Below are 25,869 nucleotides of genomic sequence, written 5' to 3'. Positions count from 1 at the left end.
CCGAAGGGCGGGAGCTTTTTTTGAAAAAATTATCTTTGTTGTCTTGTGTACTTATCTTGATGTTATTGGCCGTTGCTTGCGCACCGAAGCAGAACAATGCGAATACGGGGACTACAGACAATGCGGGTACGACAAGCGAAGCATCGAAGGATCCTGTTGCAGCAAGTAAAGAAAGCGCTGACAAGGTTGTGCTGGAGCTGTGGAAGCATACGGGAACCGAAGCGGAAAACGCATTTTACGACAAAATGATCGATAGCTTCAACAAATCGCAGGATAAGATCGAGATCAAAGCTACGACGCTTCCGAGCAAGACCTACGCGGATCAAGTGCGAGCCGCGGCGCTTACGAAAGGACTGCCTCACCTTCTGGACATCGACTTTACGGAAATGCCTTACATGGCCTATCAAGGCTTCCTCAACCCGCTCGATAATTATCTGACTCCTGAACTGAAGAAAGATATTTTGCCGTCCGTTCTTAGCGAGGGCACCTATGACGGCAAACAATATTTCCTTGGCCAATTCGAAAGCGGTCTTAGCTTCTGGGCCAATAAATCGTATTTGGAGAAAGCGGGCGTCCGCATTCCTGCTAGCGTGAAGGATGCGTGGAGCAAAGAGGAATTCGAAGACGCGCTGGCAAAGCTGCAAAAGCTGCCTGAAGTCGAATACGCGCTCGATGTTTCCGTTGCAAGGGGCGAAGGCTGGTGGGTTTATTCCTATCTGCCTTGGGTCAAAGGCTTCGGCGGAGATTTCGAGAACCGGGAAACTCACATGGCTGAAGGGGTTTTAAACAGCGAAGCAACCGTCAGTTCGTTCAAGTACTTGCAGGATTTGATCAATAAAGGGTATGTCAATAAGGTTCAAACCACGAGAGATGATTTCCACGGCTCGAAGATTTCGGCCTTAATGCTGGTCGGGCACTGGATGGGACCTGCTCATGAAGAGAGCTTGGGGGACGATGCGATTCTCATTCCGTTCCCGGATTTCGGCAATGGGGTATATACGACCGGCGGAAGCTGGGGATGGACGATGACCTCCCAAGCGAAGGAAGACGGCGTGGAGCAAGCGGCTTGGGAAGCGATTGAATATTTTATGTCCGGCGAGAATGTAAAAGGCATCTCCGAGGCGAACGGGGCGATTCCTTCGCTGATTTCGGTTCTGGATGGCATTGACCAATATAAGCCGGGCGGAAAGTATTACCTGTACCGCGAACAATTGGAGTTTGGACACGCTTGGCCAAGACCGATAACGCCAGCTTTCTCCACCTTCCAAAAGAGCATCGGCGCGGCAACGATGAATATCATCCTGGGAGCCGATGTTAAGAAAGAATTAGACGAGGCTGTCAAAAACATTGACCAAACCATTAAGGATGCAGGCTATTTCAAATAAAAAACAGGTGTAAGGATGGGGTGAAGCGAATTCTAACTGGGATAGAATTCGCTTCGCTTACTCCTGATTCGTAAAGGAGAAACCATAGATGAACGCGATCAAATCCAAAAAACGATGGAGGCACACCTTTTCAACGACGAATGAAGTATGGGTCGGCTGGTTGTTGAGCGCACCCGCATTGATCGTACTCCTTGTTTTTTTGATTTTGCCTTTTCTGATGAGCGTGTATTACTCGATGACCAATCGGATGATGATCATGCCGCCGAACCAGGCTTTATCTTTCGTCGGGTTTACGAACTATTCCCGAATCTTTCAAAGCCAGGATTTTTTCATTGCGCTCAAGAATACGATGAAATTTGTTCTGATCGCTACTCCCGTGCAATCGGCCTTGGCGCTCGCGTTAGCCATGCTGATCAATAGCAAGAAGCCTTTCATTACGCTCTTCAGGACGGTTTACTTCAGCCCGGTCGTCATTAGCATGGTGGTCGTATCAATCGTCTGGTCGCTGCTATTGCGGCCGGATCAGCACGGGTTTATCAATGCGTTGCTTCATTTTGTCACGTTCGGCTACTTTGAGCCGAAGATGTGGTTATTCGATCCGGATACCTCCATGATTTCCATCATTATGCTGTCGGTATGGCAAGGCGCCGGATTTCAAATGGTCATCTTTCTGGCAGGCTTGCAAAATATACCCGAGGAATTGTATGAAGCCGGCAAAATTGACGGGGCCGGTAATATAAGAAGGTTCTTTAATATAACATTGCCGCTGTTAAGAAACCAGTTAATATTCGTTATGATTTCAACGACGATTCTAAGTTTTAGACTGTTTACCCAGATTGTGTCGCTAACGGGTGGAGGACCTCATAAATCCACCTTGACTCTAGTGTATCTGATCTACTCCGAAGGCTTTATTAATATGAAAATCGGGTACGCTTCCGCGATGAGCGTCATCTTCCTAATCATTGTGCTGATCATCTCGTTGATCCAGATGAAACTGTCCAAAGCCAGTCAGGGGGACTCGTAAATGACCTCTATGAAATATAAAGCGGCAGCAAACCTTTTGCACTACACCTTGTTATCTCTCTTTTTGTTAATATTCTTATTTCCGACCGTATTCATGATCATATCCTCCTTGAAGCTAAGCGAAATACAGATTTTAAGCGATATGAGCAATTTCAAAGCGTTCGTTCCTTACGGTCAAATCGGACTCGACAACTACTTCAAAGTGCTGGAACGAATGGATTTTTCCCGATATTTTCTCAATTCAGTCATCATTACCGGGTCAACCATCATTTTTGGTACAATTATTAACAGTATGTTCGGATATGCGCTCGCGAAGCTGAACTTCGGCGGTCAGAAGGTGTTAATCCCCATGATCGTGGCGCTCATGATCATTCCCGTGGAATCCGTTGCGATTCCGATGCTTTTGCTCGTGAATGAGTTTCGTATGGTCGATACGTATATCGTTCAAATCCTGCCTTTTCTGGCGGAAACGTTATTCATCTTTTTGTTTTACCAGTTTTTCCGGCAGATCCCGAACGAACTGCAGGAAGCGGCCATTATGGATGGGGCGAGCTATCTGGTGATCTACCGCCGCATCATTTTGCCGTTATCCAGACCGGTGATTGCTACTGTCGTCATCTTTTACGCGCTGGGACGTTGGGGGGATTTGCTATGGCCGATCTTAGTCACTCGGGGAGAAGCGGTTCGTCCGTTGCCGCTGGCGATGCAAACGTTGTTTATGGCCCAATCGGATATGCAATGGGGACAAATCTTTGCATTTGCCACTATGATGTCGCTACCGCTTCTGATTTTGTTTGTCGCAGCTCAGAAACAATTCATACGTTCCGTCGCCTCTACCGGGATTAAAGGATAATTCGTTTCATCATCTGAATGGATAGAAGGAGAACACGATGAAGGTTTCCATTAAAGAAGTGGCTAAGCTGGCCGGATGCTCGACGGCAACGGTTTCCAATGTCATTAACAATCGAAACAAATTTGTTTCCGAGAGCGTAAGGAAGAAAGTGCTGGATGCCATGGGAGCTCTGAACTATAAACCGAATAATTTCGCCCAGACGTTACGTAAGGGCAGATCGAATATCGTGGGCTTTGTCGTCCCCGATTTGATGAACTATTTTTTTACCGAGCTAGCCAGTGCGATCCAAAGCGTGCTTACCGAGAACGGCCTTCAATTAATCGTCATGAATTCGGAGTACAGCTTGGACAAAGAGAAGCAGTATATTCGTCAATCCGTCGATCAATATGCTAGCGGCATTATAATAGCTTCTCTGGCCGAGAAATATTCCCATCTGGAAGATTGCTTATCGGACGATTTCCCTGCCGTATTCATTGACAGAAATCCGTTAGGATGCAAGAAAGATTGCATTACGATCAACAACTTTCAAGCGGCGTACGAAGCGACGCAAACGCTGATTCGCAAGGGCCATCAAAAAATCGGAATCATTAATGGAACCTTGAATATCAGCACGAGCAAAGAACGATTGGCTGGATACGTGGCTGCCCTTGAGGAAGCGGGCATCGCTCTGGACGACAGGTTGATCAAGCACAGGTCGAAGGACAGGACGGGGCACGAAGGGCAGCGTTTGATCGAAGAATTGCTCGAAGCGGGAATTACCGCCGTATTTATCGTCAACAATCAAACGACCATCAAAGTAATGCAATATCTGATCGACCGTCAAATCGAGATTCCCGGTCAAATCGCCGTCATCGGCTTTGACGACTACGAATGGTCTTCGATTACGAAACCAAGCTTATCGGTTATCAGGCAGCCGACTTTTGAAATGGGCGTGAAAGCGGCGGAAATATTGCTGAAGAGGATCAACTCGCCTTCAGCCGATTTTCAGGAGCATTACGTGCTTCCATCGAAGCTCATCCAGCGATCATCAATTTAGGGCTGTAGGGGGGACGAAGGATGGAGGATGTATTATCGTTTATCGCTACGTATTTAACAAATCATGCGGTTATTTTCTTTCAAATTTTATTAAGCGCCGCGATAGGTTTTCTGATCGGCTGGGACCGGGAAAGCAAGAGCAAGCCGGCAGGGATCAAAACTTATATGTACGTTTGCACGGCTTGCTGTTTGATTACATTAATTTCGATCCACAGTGTGGAAAAATTTAGCGAACTCGGAACGAACACGATGATGGACCCTATGCGGTTGGCGGCTCAAATTGTTTCCGGACTCGGTTTTCTGGGCGCCGGGGTCATCTTGAAGAACGGATTGCAAGTCAAAGGTCTGACGTCAGCCGCCATGATTCTTTACGTCGGGGGAATCGGCATCGGGATCGGTGCAGGTTTCTACGGGTTAGTGTTATTCACTTATTTCGTATCGACGGTGATGGCGAAATTTGGAAATCATCTGGAAAGCAAGCGAATGACAGTGTCCAAAAGATTGGAGCACGAGGCCGGGATCCAGTTGGAGTAAGAGCTATTTCTAGGAGAGGATTGAGAACCGTATGGGGCCCGAAAGAAGCGTAACAAGAGATAGAGAAAGATTCGAGTTGCATACTTTTGAACAAGCGATAGAGTGGGTAATGGATGCGGGACGGATGATCAAGGAAAAAATAGACGCGAACCCTATCTCATTTGAAACGAAAACCAGCCATTCGGATTTGGTAACCGAAGTGGATCGGAAAGTGGAAAGTTGGTTGGTAGAAAGGATTACTATGAATTTTCCCGATCACTCGATTTTGGGTGAGGAAAACATAAATAACCGCACTTCTTCGAGCGAATACTTGTGGATCATCGATCCCATCGACGGAACAACGAATATGATCAACCGAAACCAGGAATTTGCCATTTCCATTGCGCTATGCACAGCGAATCGGGCTGTTTTCGGAATTGTTTACGATGTGATGGGCGACAAATTATTTCGTGCCGTTAAGGGCAAGGGAGCTTTTGTAAACAATAGAAAGCTGAACCGTCTGCCTGACCGGCTTAAGCTGGAGAATGAATTGATCGCCATAACCTTGCCATGGCATAATGCGGAAGAGTGTACCGCATATTTGGCGTTGGTTACGAAGGCAAGAGGGATCCGTGTATACGGTGCGACTACGATGGAGCTATGCGATATTGCGCTGCGGAAACTCGGTGCCTATGTTCAGTACAATGTGAAAGCTTGGGATTATGCGGCTTCGCGAGTTATTTTGGAGGAGCTTGGATGCAAGTTCTCCGATCTGCAAGGCAGGGACATCAATTGGCTTTATAATGGGGGGGTTGTGGCCGCTCCGCCGGAGGTACATGGAGAAATTGTAGGTGCGTTGGATCTCCTTTTGTGATTCGTCATAAATGAAGAACCTCACATCACCAAAAACACGCCTTTGGGCGTGTTTTTTTGTTGGTGGACTGCGATTGAATGTGTCATGTCAGTTACTCTATTAAATGTTAGAATAAAAAAGTAAAAAGGTTTTACTCGTATCGGATTATCCGAATCAACTGGGGGATTGGACAGCATGTCGCACTCAGAGGGTATCAAGATCAAGGAATTACTGAATGGGACTGCAATGGAAATCCTCCCTTTTTTACATACGGCAATAGCACTGACGAAATTAGTTCAAACGGCTCATCATCGGAATACGATGATTGGCGATTTGAATCCGACAGGCGTTCGAATCCAATCGGACATAAATCTAGCTGCCCTCGAAGGCAATCGTGAGATGGATTACGCCTATTTAGCTCCCGAACAAACAGGCAGAATCAATCATACGCCTGATAAGCGCAGTGATTTGTATGCGCTAGGCGTGATGTTTTACGAGATGCTTGCAGGGAGCTTGCCGTTTCAAGCACAGAGCAAGGAAGAGTGGGTACACGCCCATCTTGCAATGGTGCCCACTCCTCTGGGCGAGCTGCATCCAAAGATGGCAGGTCCACTCGAGGACATCATCATGAAGCTGTTGTCGAAGTCGCCCGAGGAGCGCTATCAGAGTGCTTATGGGTTGTTATCCGATTTGAAAAAGTGCTTTGCGTCTCTGGAGCAACATGGAGAGATCGTTCCTTTCGAAATCGCTCATGCAGATGAGGCGAGCCGATTTCGGCTTCCACGGACGCTTTACGGCCGTGAGGCGGAAACAGAAGCGCTACGCGGAGCTTTCGATCAGACGCGTACGGGAGCATCTCCGTTCGTATTCGTTAGCGGCAGGGCAGGCAGCGGTAAAACCGCCTTGATCCAAGGGCTTCAAGCTACGGTAATCAAGGATGGAGGTCAGTTCATCGCGGGCAAATGCGATCTGATGAATCGGGATATTCCCTTTGAACCGATCCTTCAAGCGCTGCGTAGATTGATTCGGCAAATTTGGAGTGAATCGCCTGAAAGAGTGGCGAAGCTTAAGGTCCGATTAGCGGAATCCTTAGGCACAGGAGCGGGCGTTATTGCTCGGCTTTTGCCGGAAGCGGCAACGCTTCTTGGCGACTTTCCTGCCGTGGAACCGTTACCTCCTGCAGAAGCGGCGATCCGTTTTCAACGACTGCTGCCTATTTTCATGAAGAGTTTTGCTGGTAAGGAACATCCGCTTGTGTTGTTTCTGGACGATCTCCAATGGGCTGATCCGGCGACGCTGGATGTCCTTCGCATGTTGGCGCATGACCGATCCTTGTATGGATTATTAGTGATAGGCGCATTCCGAGAGGAATCGATACCAGGCTGGGTGGACAACGGAGAAAACCAAGCTGCGGCGGCTCAGTGGATTGAACAGGCGCTTTCTCTGCATAAAGCTGAATCTCCGCTACGGGTTCGGCATATCGCGCTCGAAGCTCTGTCCTACATCGAAGTAAGACAATTCGTATCGCATATTTTGCATGAAAATACGGCTCGCGTTCGATGGTTTGCGGAGTCGCTTTACCATTGTACAGGCGGTAATCCCCTATACTTACATCGTCTTTTGGACAGTCTGTACCGCGAGAACAAGCTTTATTTTGATGAGGAACAAGCCATTTGGACTTGGGATGCAGATGCATTAGCACAATTATCCGAACATCCTGACATCCTTCATTTGATTGGAACTCGCATTCGCATGCTGCCGGATGAAACGATTGAGCTGCTTGCGATAACGGCAGCCATCGGGCACCGTTTCCGCCCTGCAACGATAGCGCTTGTAAGCGGCCGCTCCTTATCCGATACGCTCCATTTGTTGCGATCCGTAGAGGAAGAAGGCTTACTATGCAGGGAGAACGATACCGATGAAGCGGAAACGGTTGACGGTTATTATAAGTTTTTGCATGACCGCGTGCAGCAGGCCGCCTATCAAGCTGTCCCCGAATCGGAACAAGCCGCATTGCATCTGAGGATCGGACGCGCGATGCGCAGCCATGGGGCGGGCGAGCAGGAAGAATCGATTTTCGCTAGGGTTTATCACCTGAATCGGGGCTCCCATGAGATAACGGATGAAGCGGAGAAAAGAGAGCTGGCTGCCTACAATCTTCAGGCCGGCTTGAAGTCGAAGGCGTCTACGGCGTTTGCGGCTGCGTTGCATTTTCTGGAAACCGGCTTGCGGTTTGCGACGGACGATAAGCAGGGAACCAACTCTGTTGCCTACCGAATTATGCTAGAGCTGCCCGAGTGCGAATACATGTGCGGTCGCGTAGATCGTGCGGAAGAGCTGCTTGACCAGTTGATGACCCGTACGACGGATAGAGTAGAGCGTTCCCGCATTTACCTCATCCGAATCGCGATGAATGCTTATTTGAAAAAAGACGATGCAGCATTAAATATTGGGCTTCAGGCGCTAGCGGAGTTAGGTTGGAATTTGCCTGTGAAGCCTTCGAAAGCTGCAATGGCAAAAGAAGTGGCGCTGACACAATTCGCCCTGTATCGGACACGTACCGAATTGCCGTGTTTGCCGATTAACCGTGATCCAGTTTATCGAGCCATATCGGATTTGGTCATGACAATGTCGGCTTCGGTGTTTGTGTCAAGTCCCGAACTGGCTGCCGTGTTATACCCCAGATTCATCCGTTACGGTCTGAAACATGGAACCAACGAAGCGTTTATTTTTATGCTTGGCGCATACGGCATGATGCTTGACCTTGGATTTCCACGTTACAATGCAGGCGCACGATTAACGAAGCTCGCTTATGAGCTTTCGACATCCTTTGAAAGCGCAGTGCTTAGAGGTCGTCTTCATTTTGTCATGGGTCTCAGCGCGCAATACCGCAGTCCGCATGAGGCGGTGAAGCATTTCGAGAAGTCTGTAGACTATGGGCTGAAGGTAGGCGATATGACATTCGCTGCCTATTCAACAGTGTTGCGCATTATTAATCATACCAGCGACCTGTATGCGTTGTCTGCCTTCCTGTCCGATTGCGAACGAACATATGAGAAAGCGCTGGACGAAGTAACGCTGAAGCTATTTCGTATTACGCGCATGTATATGAGTGAACTGCAGGGTGAATTCGGCACGCTGGATGAGATCGATGTTCCGGTGCGAGGGGAACCTCTTAACGTAAACCAAAAAAATCAGGCGTTCTATTACTGCACATGCAAAATGGAAACGGCCTATTTGGCAAAAGGTTACCGAATGGCACTAGAATGGGGAGCACGTGCCCGATTAAATGAGACTCAGCAAAATCCGCTGCTAACGAGCAAACAGCTTATATATAAGTCGTTGTCTCTGGCCGCCCTTTATTGGGAGGATCAGTCGGAAGGGTCCAAAGGCATTCGTGCCGCGTTGAGTAAGCAACTGCGCTCCATGAAGCAACAATCTTACTATTCTTCAGAATCCATGTTGTCGGCTTATATGCTAATTACTGCCGAATTGCGGTGGATAGAAGGGAATCGGGCAGTTGCAGCAAAAGGATATGAGGACGCTATCCAGGCAGCGCGAAGCGAAGGATACGGCTTGCTGGAAGCGATCGTTTGTGAACGGGCTTCTATGTACTACAGAGAAGCGGGGATGACAACGGCTGCGGATGCGCTCATGGCCGATGCCTGTGCTGCGTATTCAAGGTGGGGCGCCGCCGTCAAAGTAAGCAAGCTGAGAGAGGCGTACCCCGAGCTGCCATTGTCTATGGTTCAAGCGCAAGATGACGGAAGGGCGATCGCTGAAAAAGCAAGGCAAGATGAAGCCGCTCGCGAAGCGATGCCATTTATCGTTGACGAAAAAGCGCTCATCCGGCAAATTTCGGGATGGTCGAGTTCGACGGACAATGAGGATGTGATGGTTCGTTTCCTCGAGTCGGCGCTCCGCTTTTCAGGCGCGGAGAAGGGATACGTGCTGAACAGCCGTGAGGAAGGTTTTTCCATAGAAGCGCGAGCGGGAAGCGGGGAGGAACCCTCGGAAGTGCCTTCATACGCGGAAGCTATCGTTCGTTATGTCGTCAACAGCAGCGAACCGGTCGTACTTGCGGACGCATCGGATAGCGCTTATGCAGCCGATGGTTACATCCGTCGCTTTAAGCCGCGATCGATACTCTGCATGCCGGTTCTATTTCCGGGGAAATCGCTGCCGTACGTGCTTTATTTGGAGAATAACCTGATCTCCGGCGTTTTTACCGAGATGAGGCTGGAAGCGCTGGATCTGATGATTAGCCGAATGGTTTATCTGAAATCGCTCGAGGATTCCCGCGAGGAGATTAGCGTCTCAAGTGAATCAGGTCGCAGCAGCGTGGAAGTTTCCGCACAAGCTTCACAGCCGCTCGTTGAACGGCTGACAGACCGTGAAACGGAGATTTTGTACGCATTGTCGGATGGCTTGTCCAATAAGGAGATCGCCCACCGTTTCGGGTTAACGGAAGCTACGGTCAAAACGCATCTGTCTAATTTGTACGGGAAGCTCGGCGTCAAACGGCGATTGCAAGCGATCGCGCAGGCAAGGGAATTGAAATTGCTGGAATAACCGGGGCCAATAGGCTTCGGTTTTTTCGTTTTTCGATAAATTGCTGATCTCATACTTTTGGATGATACGATTTTCGCGTATAGGGACTATACTTTAGCCCGAGTGAGGGGCAATTCGACATAGTAGGGCTATAGTGACAAAAGTTGACAAGAAGGAGAAAAAACATGACGACAATCAAGAATTCAAGAAAAATGCTAAGCTTGGTATTGTTAATTGTAAGTTTATTTACATTTGCAATTCCAGTACAGGCAGCAGAGCCATGGAGTCAATATGCCAAAATAGCGCCTATCGCTAGTTCAAATTCAGGAGGATTTAATAATCCATTAGGTGTGGCGGTAGACAGCGACGGGAATGTATATGTGGCGGATACGTTTAACCATCGCATCCAGAAGCTGACGGCATCCACTGGGGTTTGGAGCGAGTGGGGAAAGAGCGGCGGCGGAGCTGGAAGCGGCTTGGGCGAGTTTAATAATCCAAATGGAGTGGCGGTAGACAGCAACGGTAACGTATATGTGTCCGACAGAAATAACCATCGCATCCAGAAGCTTACGGACGGTGTCTGGAGCGAGTGGGGGGCCAAAGTAGAAGATTCAGGAAATCCCGGAATCCCCGCTTCAGGAAGCGGCTTGGGCCAGTTTTACTATCCAGGTGGGGTGGCGGTAGATAGCAGCGGAAATGTGTATGTGGCTGATAGTTATAACAATCGTATCCAGAAGCTGACGTTGTCCCCAATTCCGGGGATACCGGATGCTTGGAGCAGTTTGGGCCTCGGAACTGGAAGCGGGTTGGGCCAGTTTAATAGTCCAAGTGGAGTGGCAGTAGACAGCAACGGTGATGTGTATGTGGCTGATCAATCTAACCATCGCATCCAGAAGCTGACTGTATTGACAGGGAATTGGATCGAGTGGGGGAAGAGCGGCGGCGGATATGGAAGCGGCTTGGGCGAGTTTACTTATCCAAGTGGAGTAGCGGTAGACAGCAATAGTAATGTGTATGTGGCTGATTGGTATAACAATCGCATCCAGAAGCTAACGGAATCGACGGGGGATTGGAGCCAGTTGGGCGGATCAGGAAGCGGCTTGGGCGGGTTTAATCAGCCGCAGGGAGTGGCGGTAGACAGCAGCGGAAATGTGTATGTGGCTGATACTGGTAACCATCGCATCCAGAAGCTGACGGTATCTACAAGTGAATGGAGTCAATGGGGGTATATTGGACCTACCTACGGCTCGGTCCCGGGGGAGTTTTACAATCCAAGTGGAGTGGCGGTAGACAGCAGCGGTAATATGTATGTTGCGGATGCGGGTAGAGATCGTATCCAGAAGCTGACGGTAACCACGGGAGTTTGGAGTAGTTGGGGAACGGACGACGAATCATTAGACTTGGGCCAGTTTAATAGTCCACAAGGTGTGGCGGTAGACAGCGACGGTAATGTGTATGTGGCGGATACTTATAACCATCGCATCCAGAAGCTGACGGTATCCACGGGGGTTTGGAGCCAGTGGGGGAAGAGCGGCGGCGGAGACGGAAGCGGCTTGGGCGAGTTTAATTATCCAAGCAGTGTGGCAGTAGATAGCATCGGAAATGTGTATGTGGCTGATTCTGAAAACCATCGCATCCAGAAGCTGACGGTATCCACGGGGGTTTGGAGCGAGTGGGCGAAGAGCGGCGGCGGAGACGGAAGCGGCTTGGGCGAGTTTTATTATCCAAGTGGAGTGGCGGTAGACAGCAGCGGAAATGTGTATGTGGCTGATTCTGAGAACAATCGCATCCAGAAGCTGACGGTATCGACGGGGATTTGGAGCGAGTGGGTGAAGAGCGGAGGCGGATATGGAAGCGGCTTAAGTGAGTTTAATTATCCAATGGGAGTAGCGGTAGACAGCAGCGGAAATGTGTATGTGGCTGATACTTATAACTCTCGCATCCAGAAGCTTACGGTATCGTCGGGGGTCTGGAGCCAGTGGGTGAAGAGCGGCGTAGTATCAGGAAGCGGCTTGGGCGAGTTTTATTATCCAGGTGGAGTGGCGATATACAGCAACGGTAATGTGTACGTGGCTGACACTAATAACCATCGCATCCAGAAGCTGCTCATGCCAAGCTCCCCAACAGGAGTAACGGCGGAGGCAGGCAACGGTCAAGTAACGCTTACTTGGAATCCGGTAAACGATGCGACAGGCTACAAAGTATTCCAGAGTGTGACTTCGGGAAGCATTGGAAACGAAGTTACCACAGTTAGCGGGTCAGTATACAGCAGCACAGTGACAGGCTTGACCAACGGCACGACCTATTATTTTGCCGTGAATGCATTCAACGCCGATGGAGATAGCGTGGCTTCCAGCCAAGTGAGTGCAGTGCCGGTGGAACCAAATTCTCCGCCAGTGACACCAACGCCAGGTGTTACCGGTGGGCCAACAGCACCATTGTCCCCAGTGACCTCCACGGATGGTACTTTAACGCTTCCTGTTGGTCAAACAGGCGAGGTTAGCTTGAAGAAAGAGGTCACGATCACTATTCCGACAGGCGCTACTGACAAAGAACTGAAATTAACGATTGAGAAAGTGCTGGAAACAGCTCCGCTTTTAACGAATAAAGATGTTCTAGCCAGCCCGGTCTATGAGATTCTGAAAAACTTTTCTGAGAACTTCAGTAAACCGGTCACGCTGACTTTTGCTTTCGATAAGGCCAAGTTGAGCGGCGACCAAACCGTAGCCGTATTCTATTATGACGAAACGAAGAAGGAATGGGTGGAAGTTCCCGGCGGTAAAGTAAACGCTAATAACATCACTGTAGAGGTAGACCATTTTACGAAATATGCGGTATTCGCTGTAGGTAAAGAGGCAACTGTGCCAACATCAGACACGAAACCGACGATTAACTTCAACGACATCGCTGGACACTGGTCTGAGGCGAACATCAATCAAGCGGTTAGCAGTGGAATCGTCAATGGTTATCTTGACGGCACGTTCAAGCCTGAGAAAACCGTAACGCGCGCTGAATTTGCGGTCATGCTGATGAACGCGTTGAAACCGAAAAGTGAAGAAGCGGCTCTTACTTTCAACGATTCAGCGAAGATAGGAGCTTGGGCGCAGAAAGCCGTCGCGCAAGCGGTACAATTAGGCATTATTAAAGGTTATGAAGACGGTAGCTTCCGTCCAGATGCAGTCATTACTCGCGCAGAGATGGTAGCGATGATCGCGAAAGCTTTGGGTTATTCTGCAGGCGAGGATACCGTTACTGGCTTCGCGGACGACAACGATATCCCGGCGTGGGCGAAAGCCAGCGTATCTTACGTGAAGCAAGCAGGTATCGTGCAGGGCAAAGGCAGCAATAAATTCGCCCCATCAGGCCATGCGACAAGAGCAGAGGCTGTAACGGTTTTGCTGAATATGCTGGCGCATATGAGCAAGTAAGCGAAGATCATCCTAATGCCAGATATGTATAGTTGGAGACCACTGAAGAACGATAAGTTCTTCAGTGGTCTTTTGCTGTAAAATAAGAATATGACAACAATTCACTTTAACGTTTTGCCTCCTCCCGCGGCATTAAGCCGGGATATCGAATGCCTTCGGATCGCCGATTACTCAGGAGATCGGTCGCTCGAGGTAAAGGTTTGTCCGAGCGGCTATCCCGGTATCGTCTTCCAGCTTGCTTCCGATAACAACGCGGCGATCGAAAGCATTGCGATCCGCTCCGCGCAATCCTCTCATATTCCCTTTCTGTTTCTGCATGGACAAGGTTCGGAACCGAGCATCATGCGTTTCCGAGGATTACCCTATACGACGATCCAAATCGTGTTTAAACCCCATGGTTTATATAGCTTGTTCGGCTGGGACTCGGCTGTCCACAACCAAGGCCTCCTGACTCCGGATCGATTCGACGCGGTGGAACTAGAGAAGCAGCTTCTGTCCGCGAGCTCGGTTGACGAACGGGTAGAATTGCTCAACCGCTTCTTAATGGCAGCTGTAAAACGGACAAATAAGCGGGACGAGCTCATCGAGTCGACGCTGGATTACATTCGCGACCATATCGCAAGTATTTCAGTGCATGAACTGATCGTTGAATTTCATATTTCGGAGCGGCAATTCCAGAAACGCTTCGCCCGCGTCGTAGGCATGCCGCCGAATCTGTTCATTAGAGTAAGACGCGTTAACGAAGCATTGCGGATGATGCACTCAGGGAAGTGCGAAAGATTGTCCGATGTCGCCTATACGCTGAACTATTACGATCAGTCCCATTTTATACGCGATATGAAGTTGTTCTCGTGGGTAAGCCCCAAACATATTGCGATGAAAGTTAGTGAGTTCCATAGCGATTTGGCAGGGTCCTCGTACTTGTAGAAAAAGGACGGTTTTGTACAATTTATTTATCGCCATTCCGGGTAAGATCATACCAAGGAGTGATAAGCGATGAACAAGATTAAGATGTTGAACCGTATATCGATCGACGGTTATTTTGCCAGCCGGAATGAAGCGACTTTCGGGATGGATTGGTTTATCCACGACCCGGAGGTTGACCAAGCGGCACATGCGATGGGCGGGAAAATGAATACGCTTATTCTGGGAGGAACGACTTTCCGAGGATTTGAACGCTACTGGATGTCGGTCCTTCATGATGCCGATGCGCCTCATCATTTGAAGGAAATAGCCAAAGAGCTGAACGACATGACCAAAATCGTGTTCTCCCGCACGATCAAACAATCAGAATGGGAAAATACACATTTTTATAGCGGCAATCTGATCGAAGACGTGCAACGAGTAAAACGAGACTCTGACTCCGACATCCTTCTGCTGGGAAGCGGGTCAATTGTACAGCAGCTTGCGGAGAAAGATTTGATTGATGAGTACATCTTCATCGTCAGTCCGGTCGTGGCGGGAGAAGGGAAACCTTTGTTTCAGCACGTGAAGCAGTTTGCCCTTGCTCCGGTAGAGGCGAGAACGTTTGAGTCCGGAAACGTCGTGCTTCATTACGCGATGAATAAATAGCGCTAATCAATAGTGAATATTTAGCCTTGATGTTCACTGATCCGGTCGATCGTCAGATTCCAAATTCGATCTTGTTCCACTTCGTTGTTGGCGTATGAGCTGGTGTTAATCCGGCTCCGGCAGCGCCGACAATAACAACGCCTGCCATTCCCAAGCCAACTATCGACCAAAATGGCATAAGCCTTGACCCGGCTACCATCGACACCACGAAGTCGTCTGTTACGCTTGTAGTTACACCAAAGGACGGCGTGACCTATGTCAGCATACCGGCCAGCTTTTTATCCAGCTTTGAGGGTAAAAACGCCACTTTCTTCATTGAGATTAAAACGCCTTACGGCAGCTATCAAGCGCCGGTCAATCTGGCGTCGCTCATTCCGGGGCTTCAGGACTTGCTTGCTACAAACAATCTCAAAATAGAGGATATCAGCTTCAAGGCTGACAAGTTTAGCAAGGCGCTGACAAGAGTGATTCCGATGCCGAAGAGCATGGCGAACATGCCTTCGCAATGGGGCGCGTTCCGCTATAACGAAACGACGAAGAAGTTCGAGTTTGTCGCCGCCCGTAAGGAGCAGATTGACGGCGTATGGTATATGATGATTAGCTCCTATTCAAACAGCGTGTACGTCGTGGCAGAAAATACCGTGAGTTTTTCCGATATGTTTAAGCACTGGGGCCAATCGATCGTTCAGCTTGCCGCGGCAAAAGGATTGGCCGAAGGCGTCGGCGGCGGGAAGTATGCGCCGAACCAATCCGTGACGAGGGCGGAATTCACGGCTATGCTAGTCCGGGCGCTAGGACGCGACACATCGAGCGGCAGCACCGCGCCGTATGACGACGTGAAGCCCGGCGTATGGTATTACGATGCTGTGGCCAAAGCAGAGGAGCTTGGACTACTGGGCTTTGCAAGCGGCAATAGCTTCAAGCCCGATCAACCGCTGACCCGCGAGGAAATGGCGAGCATGCTGGCAGCCGTCATCGCACTCGAGAAACTGCCGATCACAAAGGAAGTTGTCGGCTTAGATCGCTACAAGGATATCGGAAGCGTGGACCCAGCTTATTTGGAGGACGTTCGCCTAATGGTTGACCTTAAAATCATGACCGGAACCGGAACAACGGAATTCAGTCCGAAGAGTGGGACAACACGCGCGCAGGCGGCGATCGTACTAGTAAGAACGCTGCAAACGCTTGGAATGATGGACTGATATCAAAGACCCATAAACCCATTCATCCACGATCACGAATCGTGGATTTTTTTATTTGGTGAATTGCCAAAGGAGAGGGAAACTCGGAATGGGGGGCGACCCGAAAAATTGCGGCATGCTTAATGACATCATATACCGCCATTTTGCATTTTTGTTTAAATTTCATTTGAACGTTTAAAAAATTGTTAAATTACATTACACTATTTATTGATAAATTTGTTGAAATGCGATAACGTGTAAGAATATATTACTCAAAAGGGTAGATCTACTTTTATCTATTGTCTAAGGCATGCGGAAAAAAAGAAAGGATGTTTAGCACATCATGACAATGAATCCAACTAAAGCTCTTGTCTTTTCAACCGTCGCGATGACCGTTTCATTCATGATCTGGTCGGTATTTCCGCCAATTGCCGGGCAGATTCAGGAATTGTTCAACCTGAGTACGCTTGAGAAGAGCATTCTGGTTGCAACTCCCGTTTTGCTTGGATCGATCATGCGGATTCCGATGGGCATTCTAACTGATCGTTTTGGCGGCAAGAAAGTGTTTACGCTCACGATGCTGTTCTTGATCCTGCCGTTGGTTGCGGCCGGATTCGCTGATTCATATGCATGGATGTTGGTTTGCGCCCTTTTTGTCGGCATGGCTGGCACCGCATTTGCTATTTCAATAGCTTTTGTATCCAGATGGTATCCGCCGGAACGCCAGGGATTCATATTGGGTATAGCGGGACTTGGCAATTTGGGTAGCGCAGGAGCGAATTTTCTGATTCCGTCCATTTCAAAGTCGCTCGGCATTTCTTGGGTGTTTTTTGGCCTGGCCATTGGAATAGCGATTATGGCAGGGGTGTTCCAAATCTTTACTAAGGATCCGCCGAAGCCAGCCGAACCCAAGACCTTGAAACAATCGTTGTCCGTTTTGAAATATAAGGCGACTTGGCACTTGTCCATCTATTATTTTCTGACCTTTGGCGGATTTGTTGCCTTTAGCGTTTACTTGCCTACTCTTCTTAAAGATTTGTTTCAGCTAGAAGCTTTAGATGCGGGGCTGAGGACAGCGGGTTTTGTTTTAGCCGCTACGTTGATTCGGCCAGCCGGCGGATACTTGGCAGACCGATACGGCAGTAAGAAAGTATTAAACATTGTATTCTTCGGTATATTGGTTGCTTCGTTTGTTTTGTCTGTAACGCTTGATCATTTTGTTCATTTTAGCATCATATGCTTGTTGCTTTCCTTGCTACTTGGATTAGGCAATGGAGCCGTGTTCAAAATGGTGCCTGAAGTTTCTTCCGGCAATACGGGGACGGTTACGGGAATTGTTGGCGCCGCAGGAGGCATTGGCGGATTTTTCCCGCCGATCGTGCTCGGTATCGTCATGGATTCGACCGGCCAATACAATTTAGGATTTGCTTTTATGGCCATATTCGCATTGGCGTGTTTAATCCTCAATTACTCGGGACAGAAGCCGAAACAATCGAGAATTCAGAAAAGCATGGAGTATACAACATAGTTGCTTCGTCTATTGCATGCAGTCGTAGGGTCCGCCCAAATAAACAATAACGCGACCCGATAAGGGTTGCGTTATTGTTTTCTGTGGACTAAAGCTGATCGAACCAAACTAGGGCGTTCCGAGTGGACGGAACCGGAGGCGAATGAGTACGGCATCGTTCGGCAGCTTGCTAGGGAAGGTCCTTCTTTACTCCGATACGAACGATTGACCCTTTCGGATGGTTTGGGCTAATTTCATAAAAAACCAAATCGCCATAAGTCAGCTTCATGCGCATTATCGTATTGATAAGACCTACGCCGCCATCATTTTCGGACGTTTCTTCGGTATTGCTTATATTGTCGCTGCCCGAAAAATCAAAGTGGTCATTTGATAATTGGAGTTTGGCAATCACCTTCGGATCGAAGCCATCTCCCCAATCCTTCACTTCGAACAACCAACAATATTCGGGAGTTTGCTTAATGGATACGTGGATTTCCCACGGCGGATGGCATGTTTGAAATGCATGATGAAAACAATTTTCGATGATTGGCTGGAAGATGAGGCGAGGTACTTTATGGAAAAGTATGGCTTCCTCTATCTCCACCCGGTATTTCAAGTGATCTTCGTACCTGACCTTCATTAGTTCCAGATAGAGCCGTGAATACGTCATTTCATCGCGAATCGTTACTTCTTTGTCCGGATTTTGCAACGTATATCTGAACATCGAACCTAGTTTTTCGCATAATTCAGCCACCTTATCTACGCCGGCTTCCTCTCCGACCGATCCAATGACCGACAGAACATTGTACAGAAAATGCGGATTGACTTGCGATTCCAGCGTATATAGACGTGCCTTCGTTTCGCGTGAACGCGCGTGTACTTCGATTTCCATCGAAATTTTTAGGCGTTCGAATATACTATTGAAGGCATTATGTATCTGAACCATTTCATCATCCGTTTTATCCAACGGTATCGTTAAATTGTCCAATCGAACCTGTCGAATCATGTCGACCGTCCTGCGTATCTTTTTTGTAAATTGTTTGGCTATCACAAAATTCATGATGAGAGTAAGGATGATGAAAGAAATGCTTACGATGACAATAAGTCTGCCTACTAATTTAATAGACGAAAGAATATCGGACTTTGGTATGACAAGGACAACAGTCCATGGGTTTGAAGGGGTTCGTATAAAGGTTAAAATATGATCGGATCCGATGATAGATTCGGGGTTTGACACGGCAGATTCGTCTAAGACTTCGGTTCCAAGCAATTGCTTTAACGTCACGTATGGATTTGCCGCGCCTGATGATGTCCGACCCATGTATACAGGCTGTCCATTCTTATCGAATAAGATCACCTCCGTTTTTCCGGTATACGGCAATCCCAATGTCTCTTCGAATTTCGAAACGGTCTGCTGAAATTCGATCAAGCCGAATGTTTCAACCTCATTGCGCAATACGCGATAAAAAGAGACCATCTCTTCATTTTCATCCGTGTAATAGGGATCTTTATGAGGACTGATAAAGTTAATGTTGTCGTTTTCAGTAAAATGAGTATATAAAGAGTTGAATTTATCGCTTAGCAAGTAGGAACGGATCGTATCCGTATTTTCCCGTAACTCTCCCAAACTTACATAATCGCCGCGATTATTATAGATACTGATCCTCGACAGATTCAGACCCGGACTTTTATAGATGGATAAGTAGTTCTTTACCAGCCGTTCGGCATCGGTATGGCGTGCGAAGTAGTTCACTTTTTCCTTGGATTCGCCGGCTTTTTGCATCGTAACATGTAATTCGGAAGTATTGATGATTTGAAATGACGTATGATTCAACTGGCTGTAGATCAACGCGGCTTGTTTCGATATTTTTAGCGTTAATTCTTCCATGTTTTCAATGGCTTGTTTCTCCAAACGTTGAGAGATATAGTAGTAAAAAAAGGTAAATGATATGCTGATAAGCAGCAATGTCAACAACGAAAAGATCAAAAATAGCTTTCCCCGTACGCCAAATCTGATTCTAATCGAAGGTTCCTCCCTATATCCGTGAACAGAAGAATCTATCATTAGTATTACATGATTACAACATCGATGTAAATAAAACGACAAAAGCTGTTGGAGGATAAGAGATGAGAAATAAACATGAATTCAACTCATATAAAATAGTGACAATGATTGTACTGTTGCTGCTCGTAACCGCTTGTTCTACGGCGAACAGGTCTTCAATCGAAGCAGTAAGCACATCAGGCGCCGATAAGCCGCAAGTCACAATTAAAGTTTATTTAGGTACGGACTATTCGGATAAAGAGTTTTACAAGAAAATTAATGAAGCGTTTACAGCCGAGACTGGAATTCATGTAGAGTCGGAAATGGTTCCCGGCGCCGGCAACGATATGTACAAGAAAATCGATTTGGATCTTGCTTCCGGCGGTACCGTTGATGTCATCCCTTTGATTCAACCGTTAATCCTCGATAAATATGTAAATAAAAATTATTTGCTACCGTTTAACGATTTGTTGAAATCGGATCAATACGACGCGGATAAAAGATTTGGCCCATATTTAACAAAGTATGACGGAATGATTTATTCTTTGCCTAAACAAGTGTCTACGTGGGCCATATTTTATAACAAAAAAATATTCGATGACGCGGGCGTTCCTTATCCGCCTTCGGAATGGACATGGCAGCAATACATTGAAACGGCAAAAAAACTTACCGATCCTGCAAAAGGAATCTACGGATCGTATATGCTGGATTACGATATCTACTTATTTATGCTCGCCAAACAACATAACGTTTCTGCTTACAAGGCCGATGGAACATCGAATTACGACGATCCGCTTTTCAAGGAAAGCTTGAAATTATTCGGCGATTTAGGGGATGTCCATAAGATTCAACCTAACTGGCAACAATTCAAAACGAATAAGTTGCCATGGGACGGGTTTATGTCCGGGAAATACGGGATGCATCTTATCGGCACCTGGTATACGGCACTGCTGACGAACGAGAAAGATTACCCGAAGGATTGGAAGTGGGGCGTAACCCAAATTCCAACGGACGGGAAGGGAATGAACAATTTCGGCGTTACTTTCACATACGCCGTGAATAAGAATTCGGCTCATCCCAAAGAGGCTCTGGAATATGTGAAATTCAGGGCGGAAAATTCGGCTAAAATGGAAGGAGTCATACCCGCATTTACGGATCGGGTTGCCCAAAAAGAGGCGCTTAAAGAAATTGCGGACGCTTCCGGAGGCAGCGTTACCGTGGACGAATTATCCGAGGCGTTCTTTGATAACAATCTAGGTTTTATTCAGGAAAAAAACATAGGGCCTGCCGCAACCGAGTACAGCAATATTATATTATCGGAAAGCGATCATTACCTCACGGGCCAACGTTCGTTAGACGATACGATTCGAGCCATTAAAGATAAAGCGGATGCCGCCATTCGTAAAGAGTTGGCGAAAAATGAATAAGGAAGATAAACTAATCGCAAATGGAGGTTTGGAGGAATCCCATGAAAGCGATCGTCTGCACGAAGTACGGACCGCCGGATGTTCTGGAGCTCAAAGAGGTAGCGAAGCCTGTTCCCAAGGCCCATGAAGTGTTAATAAAAGTTCATGCGACAACCGTAACGTCGGGGGATTGCAGAGTTCGAAGCTTCAATAGTCCTCTCCTGTACTGGATCCCGATGCGACTATTTCTAGGTCTGACCAAACCTAGAAAACCGATTCTTGGCGTGGAGCTATCCGGAGAAATCGTAGCAACGGGAGATAAGGTGACGCGATTCAAGAAAGGCGATCAGGTGTATGCGTTAAGCGGGATGCGTTTCGGCGCGTATGCCGAGTACGCTTGTCTACCCGAAAACGGAATCATGGCCTTAAAACCGGCGAATGCCACCTACGAGGAAGCCGCGGCAGTCCCTTTTGGCGGAACGACAGCCTTGCATTTTTTTCGGAAAGGGAAAATCCGGAGCGGTCAAAGCGTTCTGATCTATGGGGCTTCCGGGGCGGTAGGGACATCCGCGGTACAGCTTGCCAAGTATTTCGGGGCGCACGTTACCGGGGTATGCAGCGCCGCGAATATCGAATTGGTGAAATCTCTCGGAGCCGATAAGGTCATCGATTACACGAAAGAGGATTTTACGAACAGAGATGAGCGTTACGATATCATCTTCGATGCGGTCGGGAAAATCTCGAAATCCGATTACAAGAAGGCGCTGACGCCGAACGGAACGTTCGTGACCGTTGACGGGCAGGGGATCGCAAAGGAACTTGTCGAAGATTTAATTTTGCTGAAAGAGCTTATCGAGACGGGAAAAATAAAACCGGTCATCGATCGGCGTTATCCGCTGGAGCAAATACCCGAAGCTCATCGGTATGTAGATAAAGGGCATAAAAAGGGAAATGTCGTCATCACGGTAAATCACGAACGCAAAATCTAACTTGGAACGCGCCCATCCGGGCGCGTTTTTCGGGCTATTCCTACATGGACAATAGTTAGATAATACCAGGATCCGAATGAGAATAATCCATACGAATACGGATCGAATCCGATTACAATAATAAGAAGATGTACTTAGGCTCGCATAAGGTCGTGATCATTTGAAATTACTGAAGGAAACGCCCATTAGGATTCAGTTGTCTTTGCTCGCTTCCTTTATTGTAATCGCTATCATTATTATCATCTTCGTCAACTACCACAAAGCGGCCAAGGTCGTAGAGAAGAAGAACAACGATTATTTCACGGAGATGATCGCGCAGATGAACCAGACGATCTCCTCCAATACCGACGTCGTGAAGAGGCTGGTTCAGAATATCTCCTATAATTCATCAATCGTTCAAACTTATTTGAACGAGACCGATCCGATTAAGCGATTAACGGAATACGCGCAATTGAAAAGCTATATTTCCGATATGATCGGCATGAAGGACGGCATCGTGGACATTGCTCTCATTAGCAAGGCCGGGTCCAACTTTAATATCAACGGCTATATATCGAATATGTACCCGATTATCGACGAGATTCCAAAGAAGCAGCTCTACCACTTTACCGGTTTGAAGGACTTGGTCTTTAATATCAACACCGAGCATAAGAAAGTCATTATCGCGGGTTCGCAGATCTATTCGACCACCAACTTCGAGAACACCGGCGAGATCGGCACGCTTATGATCGCGTTGGATCCGAGCGCCCTGCTTGGCGACACCGACCGAATGCTATGGGCAAGCGGCAGCAAAATCTATATTTCGGATCGCGACGGCAACGTAATGTTCACCAACGACGATGCCGTCTCTCCAGGCCAGTCCTACGTGGAAGCCGAGCAATCCGGTAACGACTCTCCGTATATCGTTCAGCAAGGCGAGATCCCCGACATCGCCGGGAAGATCACGATCAAGCTGCCTCAAAGCGAGCTTCTAAGCGGAATCAACGACATTCGCCGTCAGGCTTTTATCATATTGTTCTTATCGTTGTTGGTGTTGTCGTTGCCATTTGGACTGGTAATCAACAATATCACTCAACCGCTGAAGAAGTTCATGCGCTTAATGAACGAGATCAAGCTGGGCAAACTAAACAATCTGAAGAAACGGATCCGTCTGCAGGGGTATGCCGAAATTATCGTTGTCGCGGAAAATTTCAACGGCATGCTGGATGAAGTCGACGATTTGACGCATCGGCTGCTGGAGAGCAACAGAAGATTGTATGAATCGGAACTCGCGAAGAAGCAATCGGAGATCGCTTATTTGCAAAGCCAGATCAATCCGCACTTCCTCTACAACACGCTGGAGTCGTTCAAAGGGATCGCCGCCGAGGAGAAGTCGGAGCGCATCTTTAACATGTCCAAAGCGTTAGGTCTCGTATTCCGTTACAGCATCAGGGCGGCGGACGTCGTCACGCTGCGGGAAGAGTTGACGGTCGTTCAGAACTACATCTATTTGCAGAAGATCCGCTTCGAGGATCGGCTAGAAGTGGAATACCGAATCCCCGATGAACTGATGGAATGCAAAATTCCGAAGATGATCCTGCAGCCGATCGTCGAAAACGCGATTTTCCACGGTATCGAGCCCAAACTGGAAAAGGGAAATCTGGCGCTGCGCGGCCATCGTTCGGACAATCTGATTATCTTATCCGTTATGGATGACGGCGTCGGAATCTCGGAGCAGGATCGGAAGCGTATCGAACAGTATTTGTCGTCAAAGCCGGAGGAGGAAGCGATTCCGGGCAAACGCTCGAATAGCGTCGGATTGGTTAACGTGCACAACCGTCTGCGGTTGAATTACGGAGACGAATACGGCGTTCGCATAGCCGGCGAGACGGGCAAGGGAACGGAGATCATCATGACGATTCCTTATTTGGAGTAGGTGAGCCCATTGTATAAAGTATTTATCGTGGACGACGAGCTGCTCGTCATCAAGAGTCTGATCGCGAGCATGCGGTGGGAAGAATACGGCTTCGAGATCGCGGGACACGCCTTAAGCGGAACGGAGGCCTTCGAAGAGATTAGCAGGCTGAAGCCGGATCTCGTGTTTACGGACATTCGCATGCCCGGCATTGGCGGTCTGGAGCTGATCCGAAATTTGAAAAACGCTGCCAACCAAGCTTTATTCGTCATCATTAGCGGGTATGCCGAGTTCGCATTGGCTCAAAAAGCGATCCACTACGGCGCGTTCGGTTACTGCTTGAAGCCCTTCGACGACGAAGAGATCGCCTCGTACCTGAAGAAAGCGCGAACCCTCCTTAAGAACCGGCAGCCCTCTCTCGACGCGGAGCTGTTAGATATGCTGGAGGACGGCGAGTCGTCGATAGAAGAGTTGCGCACAGCCCTGCTCGCGAGAGGCGTCGATTTGGGGTCCGGTGATCCTTATCTTGCCGTCGTCGTTCTGGGGAAAAGCAAGCAAGCCCCGGAAGGATGGAAGAACGCGGTTAGCCTGCGCATCGGTTACGGCAAGACGGCGTATTTGATCCGCGAGATGAGCTTAACGGACGCTCTCCGGAATGGAACGGAAGGCGAAACGATCAAGGGCATCGGCGCGAGCGATCCGTTCCGCGGCTTGGGGCAGATCAAAGAAGCGATCGAGTCCGCCGAAGAAAGGGCATACCGTTATTTCGTTACAGGCCGGGAAGGCCTGTTGACGGACGCGGACGCCGAACCTTCGAGCCCGGAATTGACGATACAACTGAACGAGGCCGTCGCGAGTCAAGATCGGGCGAAGCTTCGGACGTTATTGGAGCAGGTTCGCGCTTTGTTCTCAGACGGACGGTTAACGATTAAGGATGCGCTGATCATCTATAATCGCGTCCAACAGGAAGAAACGATATTTACGTACGACAAGTTGGCCCGAACGTTCGGAGACGCGCAAGAGATGCTGGACGAGCTCCTGCGCGGACTTGGTCGCGAAGCGACCCACGCTCTTACGAAGAACCGGCTCATCGGACCCATTCAGGATTATATCAAAATGCATTTCCAAGAAGATGTCTCCATTCATGACATCTCGGCGAAATTCAGCATTAATCCCAACTATTTCAGCCAACTGTTCAAGAAAGAAGTCGGCTTGACGTTTACGGAATACGTAACGACGCTCCGCGTTCAGCATGCTTGCGAACTGTTAAGACAAACGGATCTTTCGATCGCCGAGATCGCGGAGAAGGCCGGCTACGAGGATTACTTCTATTTTAGCCGGGTATTCAAGAAGCTGACGGGGACAAGTCCTCGTCTATACCGGAACCGTCAATAATCAAACAAGAACGGTCCGATTCAAGAAATGCCGCAGGTCGAATACGACCTTCGGCTTTTTTTGTCGAAAAATAGCGAATTGTGTAGGTTTTTCATGGATTCCAGTTAGGTGATGTTCGATGAATCATGCAAATAACAGCGCTTACATTCATGAATATTGTCCATAAACATCTAAGCGTAATGAATGCCCTTTCATTCGTTTCTTCTTTATCATGTAACTATGCAACGATAGAGATAGAGG

17 protein-coding genes are annotated in these 25,869 nt (G+C 48.2%); 16 read left to right on the top strand and 1 reads right to left on the bottom strand.

Translation table 11 applies throughout. The features are described 5' to 3' along the window. The first annotated feature begins 20 nt into the window (after positions 1 to 20). The 12 genes from ACFPPD_RS24465 (at position 21) to ACFPPD_RS24410 (ending at position 17,922) form a co-directional block, all read left to right on the top strand. On the top strand, positions 21 to 1,385 hold the full coding sequence (locus ACFPPD_RS24465; RefSeq protein WP_209744285.1) for an extracellular solute-binding protein: 1,365 nt from the start codon (positions 21 to 23) through the stop codon (positions 1,383 to 1,385). 88 nt (positions 1,386 to 1,473) lie between these two features. Beyond that, positions 1,474 to 2,409, top strand: a complete 936-nt coding sequence (locus ACFPPD_RS24460) for a carbohydrate ABC transporter permease (protein WP_209744283.1) — start codon at positions 1,474 to 1,476, stop codon at positions 2,407 to 2,409. A gap of 213 nt (positions 2,410 to 2,622) precedes the next feature. Then, on the top strand, positions 2,623 to 3,261 hold the full coding sequence (locus ACFPPD_RS24455) for a carbohydrate ABC transporter permease (protein WP_209744281.1): 639 nt from the start codon (positions 2,623 to 2,625) through the stop codon (positions 3,259 to 3,261). Between the two features lie 37 nt (positions 3,262 to 3,298). Beyond that, on the top strand, positions 3,299 to 4,297 hold the full coding sequence (locus ACFPPD_RS24450; RefSeq protein ID WP_209744279.1) for a LacI family DNA-binding transcriptional regulator: 999 nt from the start codon (positions 3,299 to 3,301) through the stop codon (positions 4,295 to 4,297). Positions 4,298 to 4,317: 20 nt separating this feature from the next. Continuing rightward, complete coding sequence (locus tag ACFPPD_RS24445; protein WP_209744277.1) at positions 4,318 to 4,830, top strand: MgtC/SapB family protein; 513 nt, start codon at positions 4,318 to 4,320, stop codon at positions 4,828 to 4,830. 31 nt (positions 4,831 to 4,861) lie between these two features. Further along, a complete protein-coding gene (locus ACFPPD_RS24440; RefSeq protein ID WP_378083696.1) occupies positions 4,862 to 5,683 on the top strand; it encodes an inositol monophosphatase family protein in 822 nt (273 codons plus the stop codon). Between the two features lie 174 nt (positions 5,684 to 5,857). Continuing rightward, positions 5,858 to 10,234, top strand: coding sequence for a helix-turn-helix transcriptional regulator (locus ACFPPD_RS24435; protein WP_209744272.1), 4,377 nt, complete (start codon positions 5,858 to 5,860; stop codon positions 10,232 to 10,234). Positions 10,235 to 10,398: 164 nt separating this feature from the next. Then, positions 10,399 to 13,641 carry an S-layer homology domain-containing protein gene (locus ACFPPD_RS24430; RefSeq protein ID WP_209744269.1) on the top strand — a complete coding sequence of 1,081 codons (3,243 nt, stop codon included), beginning with the start codon at positions 10,399 to 10,401 and terminating at the stop codon, positions 13,639 to 13,641. Between the two features lie 90 nt (positions 13,642 to 13,731). Further along, entirely contained in the window at positions 13,732 to 14,568 is an 837-nt protein-coding gene (locus ACFPPD_RS24425) for a helix-turn-helix domain-containing protein (RefSeq protein WP_209744266.1), read from the top strand. A gap of 69 nt (positions 14,569 to 14,637) precedes the next feature. Then, entirely contained in the window at positions 14,638 to 15,213 is a 576-nt protein-coding gene (locus ACFPPD_RS24420; protein WP_209744264.1) for a dihydrofolate reductase family protein, read from the top strand. Positions 15,214 to 15,461: 248 nt separating this feature from the next. Further along, on the top strand, positions 15,462 to 16,415 hold the full coding sequence (locus tag ACFPPD_RS24415; RefSeq protein WP_209744261.1) for an S-layer homology domain-containing protein: 954 nt from the start codon (positions 15,462 to 15,464) through the stop codon (positions 16,413 to 16,415). 328 nt (positions 16,416 to 16,743) lie between these two features. Then, the gene (locus ACFPPD_RS24410; protein ID WP_209744403.1) at positions 16,744 to 17,922 is read left to right on the top strand and encodes an MFS transporter; all 1,179 of its coding nucleotides are present in this window, start codon (positions 16,744 to 16,746) and stop codon (positions 17,920 to 17,922) included. 169 nt (positions 17,923 to 18,091) lie between these two features. Here ACFPPD_RS24410 and ACFPPD_RS24405 read toward each other — a convergent pair whose 3' ends face one another. Further along, entirely contained in the window at positions 18,092 to 19,789 is a 1,698-nt protein-coding gene (locus ACFPPD_RS24405; RefSeq protein WP_209744258.1) for a sensor histidine kinase, read from the bottom strand. 239 nt (positions 19,790 to 20,028) lie between these two features. Between ACFPPD_RS24405 and ACFPPD_RS24400 the strand changes: the two genes are divergently transcribed. The 4 genes from ACFPPD_RS24400 to ACFPPD_RS24385 all read left to right on the top strand — a co-directional run bounded on the left by ACFPPD_RS24400 (position 20,029) and on the right by ACFPPD_RS24385 (position 25,629). Then, complete coding sequence (locus tag ACFPPD_RS24400; RefSeq protein WP_209744253.1) at positions 20,029 to 21,372, top strand: ABC transporter substrate-binding protein; 1,344 nt, start codon at positions 20,029 to 20,031, stop codon at positions 21,370 to 21,372. Between the two features lie 41 nt (positions 21,373 to 21,413). Further along, positions 21,414 to 22,340, top strand: a complete 927-nt coding sequence (locus ACFPPD_RS24395; RefSeq protein ID WP_209744250.1) for an NAD(P)-dependent alcohol dehydrogenase — start codon at positions 21,414 to 21,416, stop codon at positions 22,338 to 22,340. Positions 22,341 to 22,500: 160 nt separating this feature from the next. Beyond that, the gene (locus tag ACFPPD_RS24390; RefSeq protein WP_209744247.1) at positions 22,501 to 24,255 is read left to right on the top strand and encodes a histidine kinase; all 1,755 of its coding nucleotides are present in this window, start codon (positions 22,501 to 22,503) and stop codon (positions 24,253 to 24,255) included. Positions 24,256 to 24,264: 9 nt separating this feature from the next. After that, positions 24,265 to 25,629, top strand: a complete 1,365-nt coding sequence (locus ACFPPD_RS24385) for a response regulator transcription factor (RefSeq protein WP_209744245.1) — start codon at positions 24,265 to 24,267, stop codon at positions 25,627 to 25,629. The last annotated feature ends 240 nt before the right edge of the window (positions 25,630 to 25,869 follow it).

The sequence above is a fragment of the Cohnella suwonensis genome (genome assembly GCF_042655365.1).
GTDB lineage: Bacteria > Bacillota > Bacilli > Paenibacillales > Paenibacillaceae > Cohnella > Cohnella suwonensis.
The sequence above is the reverse complement of the archived record's forward strand: the minus strand, read 5'-3'. Positions and strand labels throughout refer to the sequence as shown.

What these genes read in the sequence shown, in the direction of transcription:
- ACFPPD_RS24460 (WP_209744283.1), top strand. Translation starts at nt 1,474, where the DNA reads ATGAACGCGATCAAATCCAAAAAACGATGGAGGCACACCTTTTCAACG.
- ACFPPD_RS24455 (WP_209744281.1), top strand. Translation starts at nt 2,623, where the DNA reads ATGGATTTTTCCCGATATTTTCTCAATTCAGTCATCATTACCGGGTCA.
- ACFPPD_RS24450 (WP_209744279.1), top strand. Translation starts at nt 3,299, where the DNA reads ATGAAGGTTTCCATTAAAGAAGTGGCTAAGCTGGCCGGATGCTCGACG.
- ACFPPD_RS24445 (WP_209744277.1), top strand. Translation starts at nt 4,318, where the DNA reads ATGGAGGATGTATTATCGTTTATCGCTACGTATTTAACAAATCATGCG.
- ACFPPD_RS24440 (WP_378083696.1), top strand. Translation starts at nt 4,862, where the DNA reads ATGGGGCCCGAAAGAAGCGTAACAAGAGATAGAGAAAGATTCGAGTTG.
- ACFPPD_RS24435 (WP_209744272.1), top strand. Translation starts at nt 5,858, where the DNA reads ATGTCGCACTCAGAGGGTATCAAGATCAAGGAATTACTGAATGGGACT.
- ACFPPD_RS24430 (WP_209744269.1), top strand. Translation starts at nt 10,399, where the DNA reads ATGACGACAATCAAGAATTCAAGAAAAATGCTAAGCTTGGTATTGTTA.
- ACFPPD_RS24425 (WP_209744266.1), top strand. Translation starts at nt 13,732, where the DNA reads ATGACAACAATTCACTTTAACGTTTTGCCTCCTCCCGCGGCATTAAGC.
- ACFPPD_RS24420 (WP_209744264.1), top strand. Translation starts at nt 14,638, where the DNA reads ATGAACAAGATTAAGATGTTGAACCGTATATCGATCGACGGTTATTTT.
- ACFPPD_RS24410 (WP_209744403.1), top strand. Translation starts at nt 16,744, where the DNA reads ATGAATCCAACTAAAGCTCTTGTCTTTTCAACCGTCGCGATGACCGTT.
- ACFPPD_RS24405 (WP_209744258.1), bottom strand. Translation starts at nt 19,789, where the DNA reads ATGGAAGAATTAACGCTAAAAATATCGAAACAAGCCGCGTTGATCTAC.
- ACFPPD_RS24400 (WP_209744253.1), top strand. Translation starts at nt 20,029, where the DNA reads ATGAGAAATAAACATGAATTCAACTCATATAAAATAGTGACAATGATT.
- ACFPPD_RS24395 (WP_209744250.1), top strand. Translation starts at nt 21,414, where the DNA reads ATGAAAGCGATCGTCTGCACGAAGTACGGACCGCCGGATGTTCTGGAG.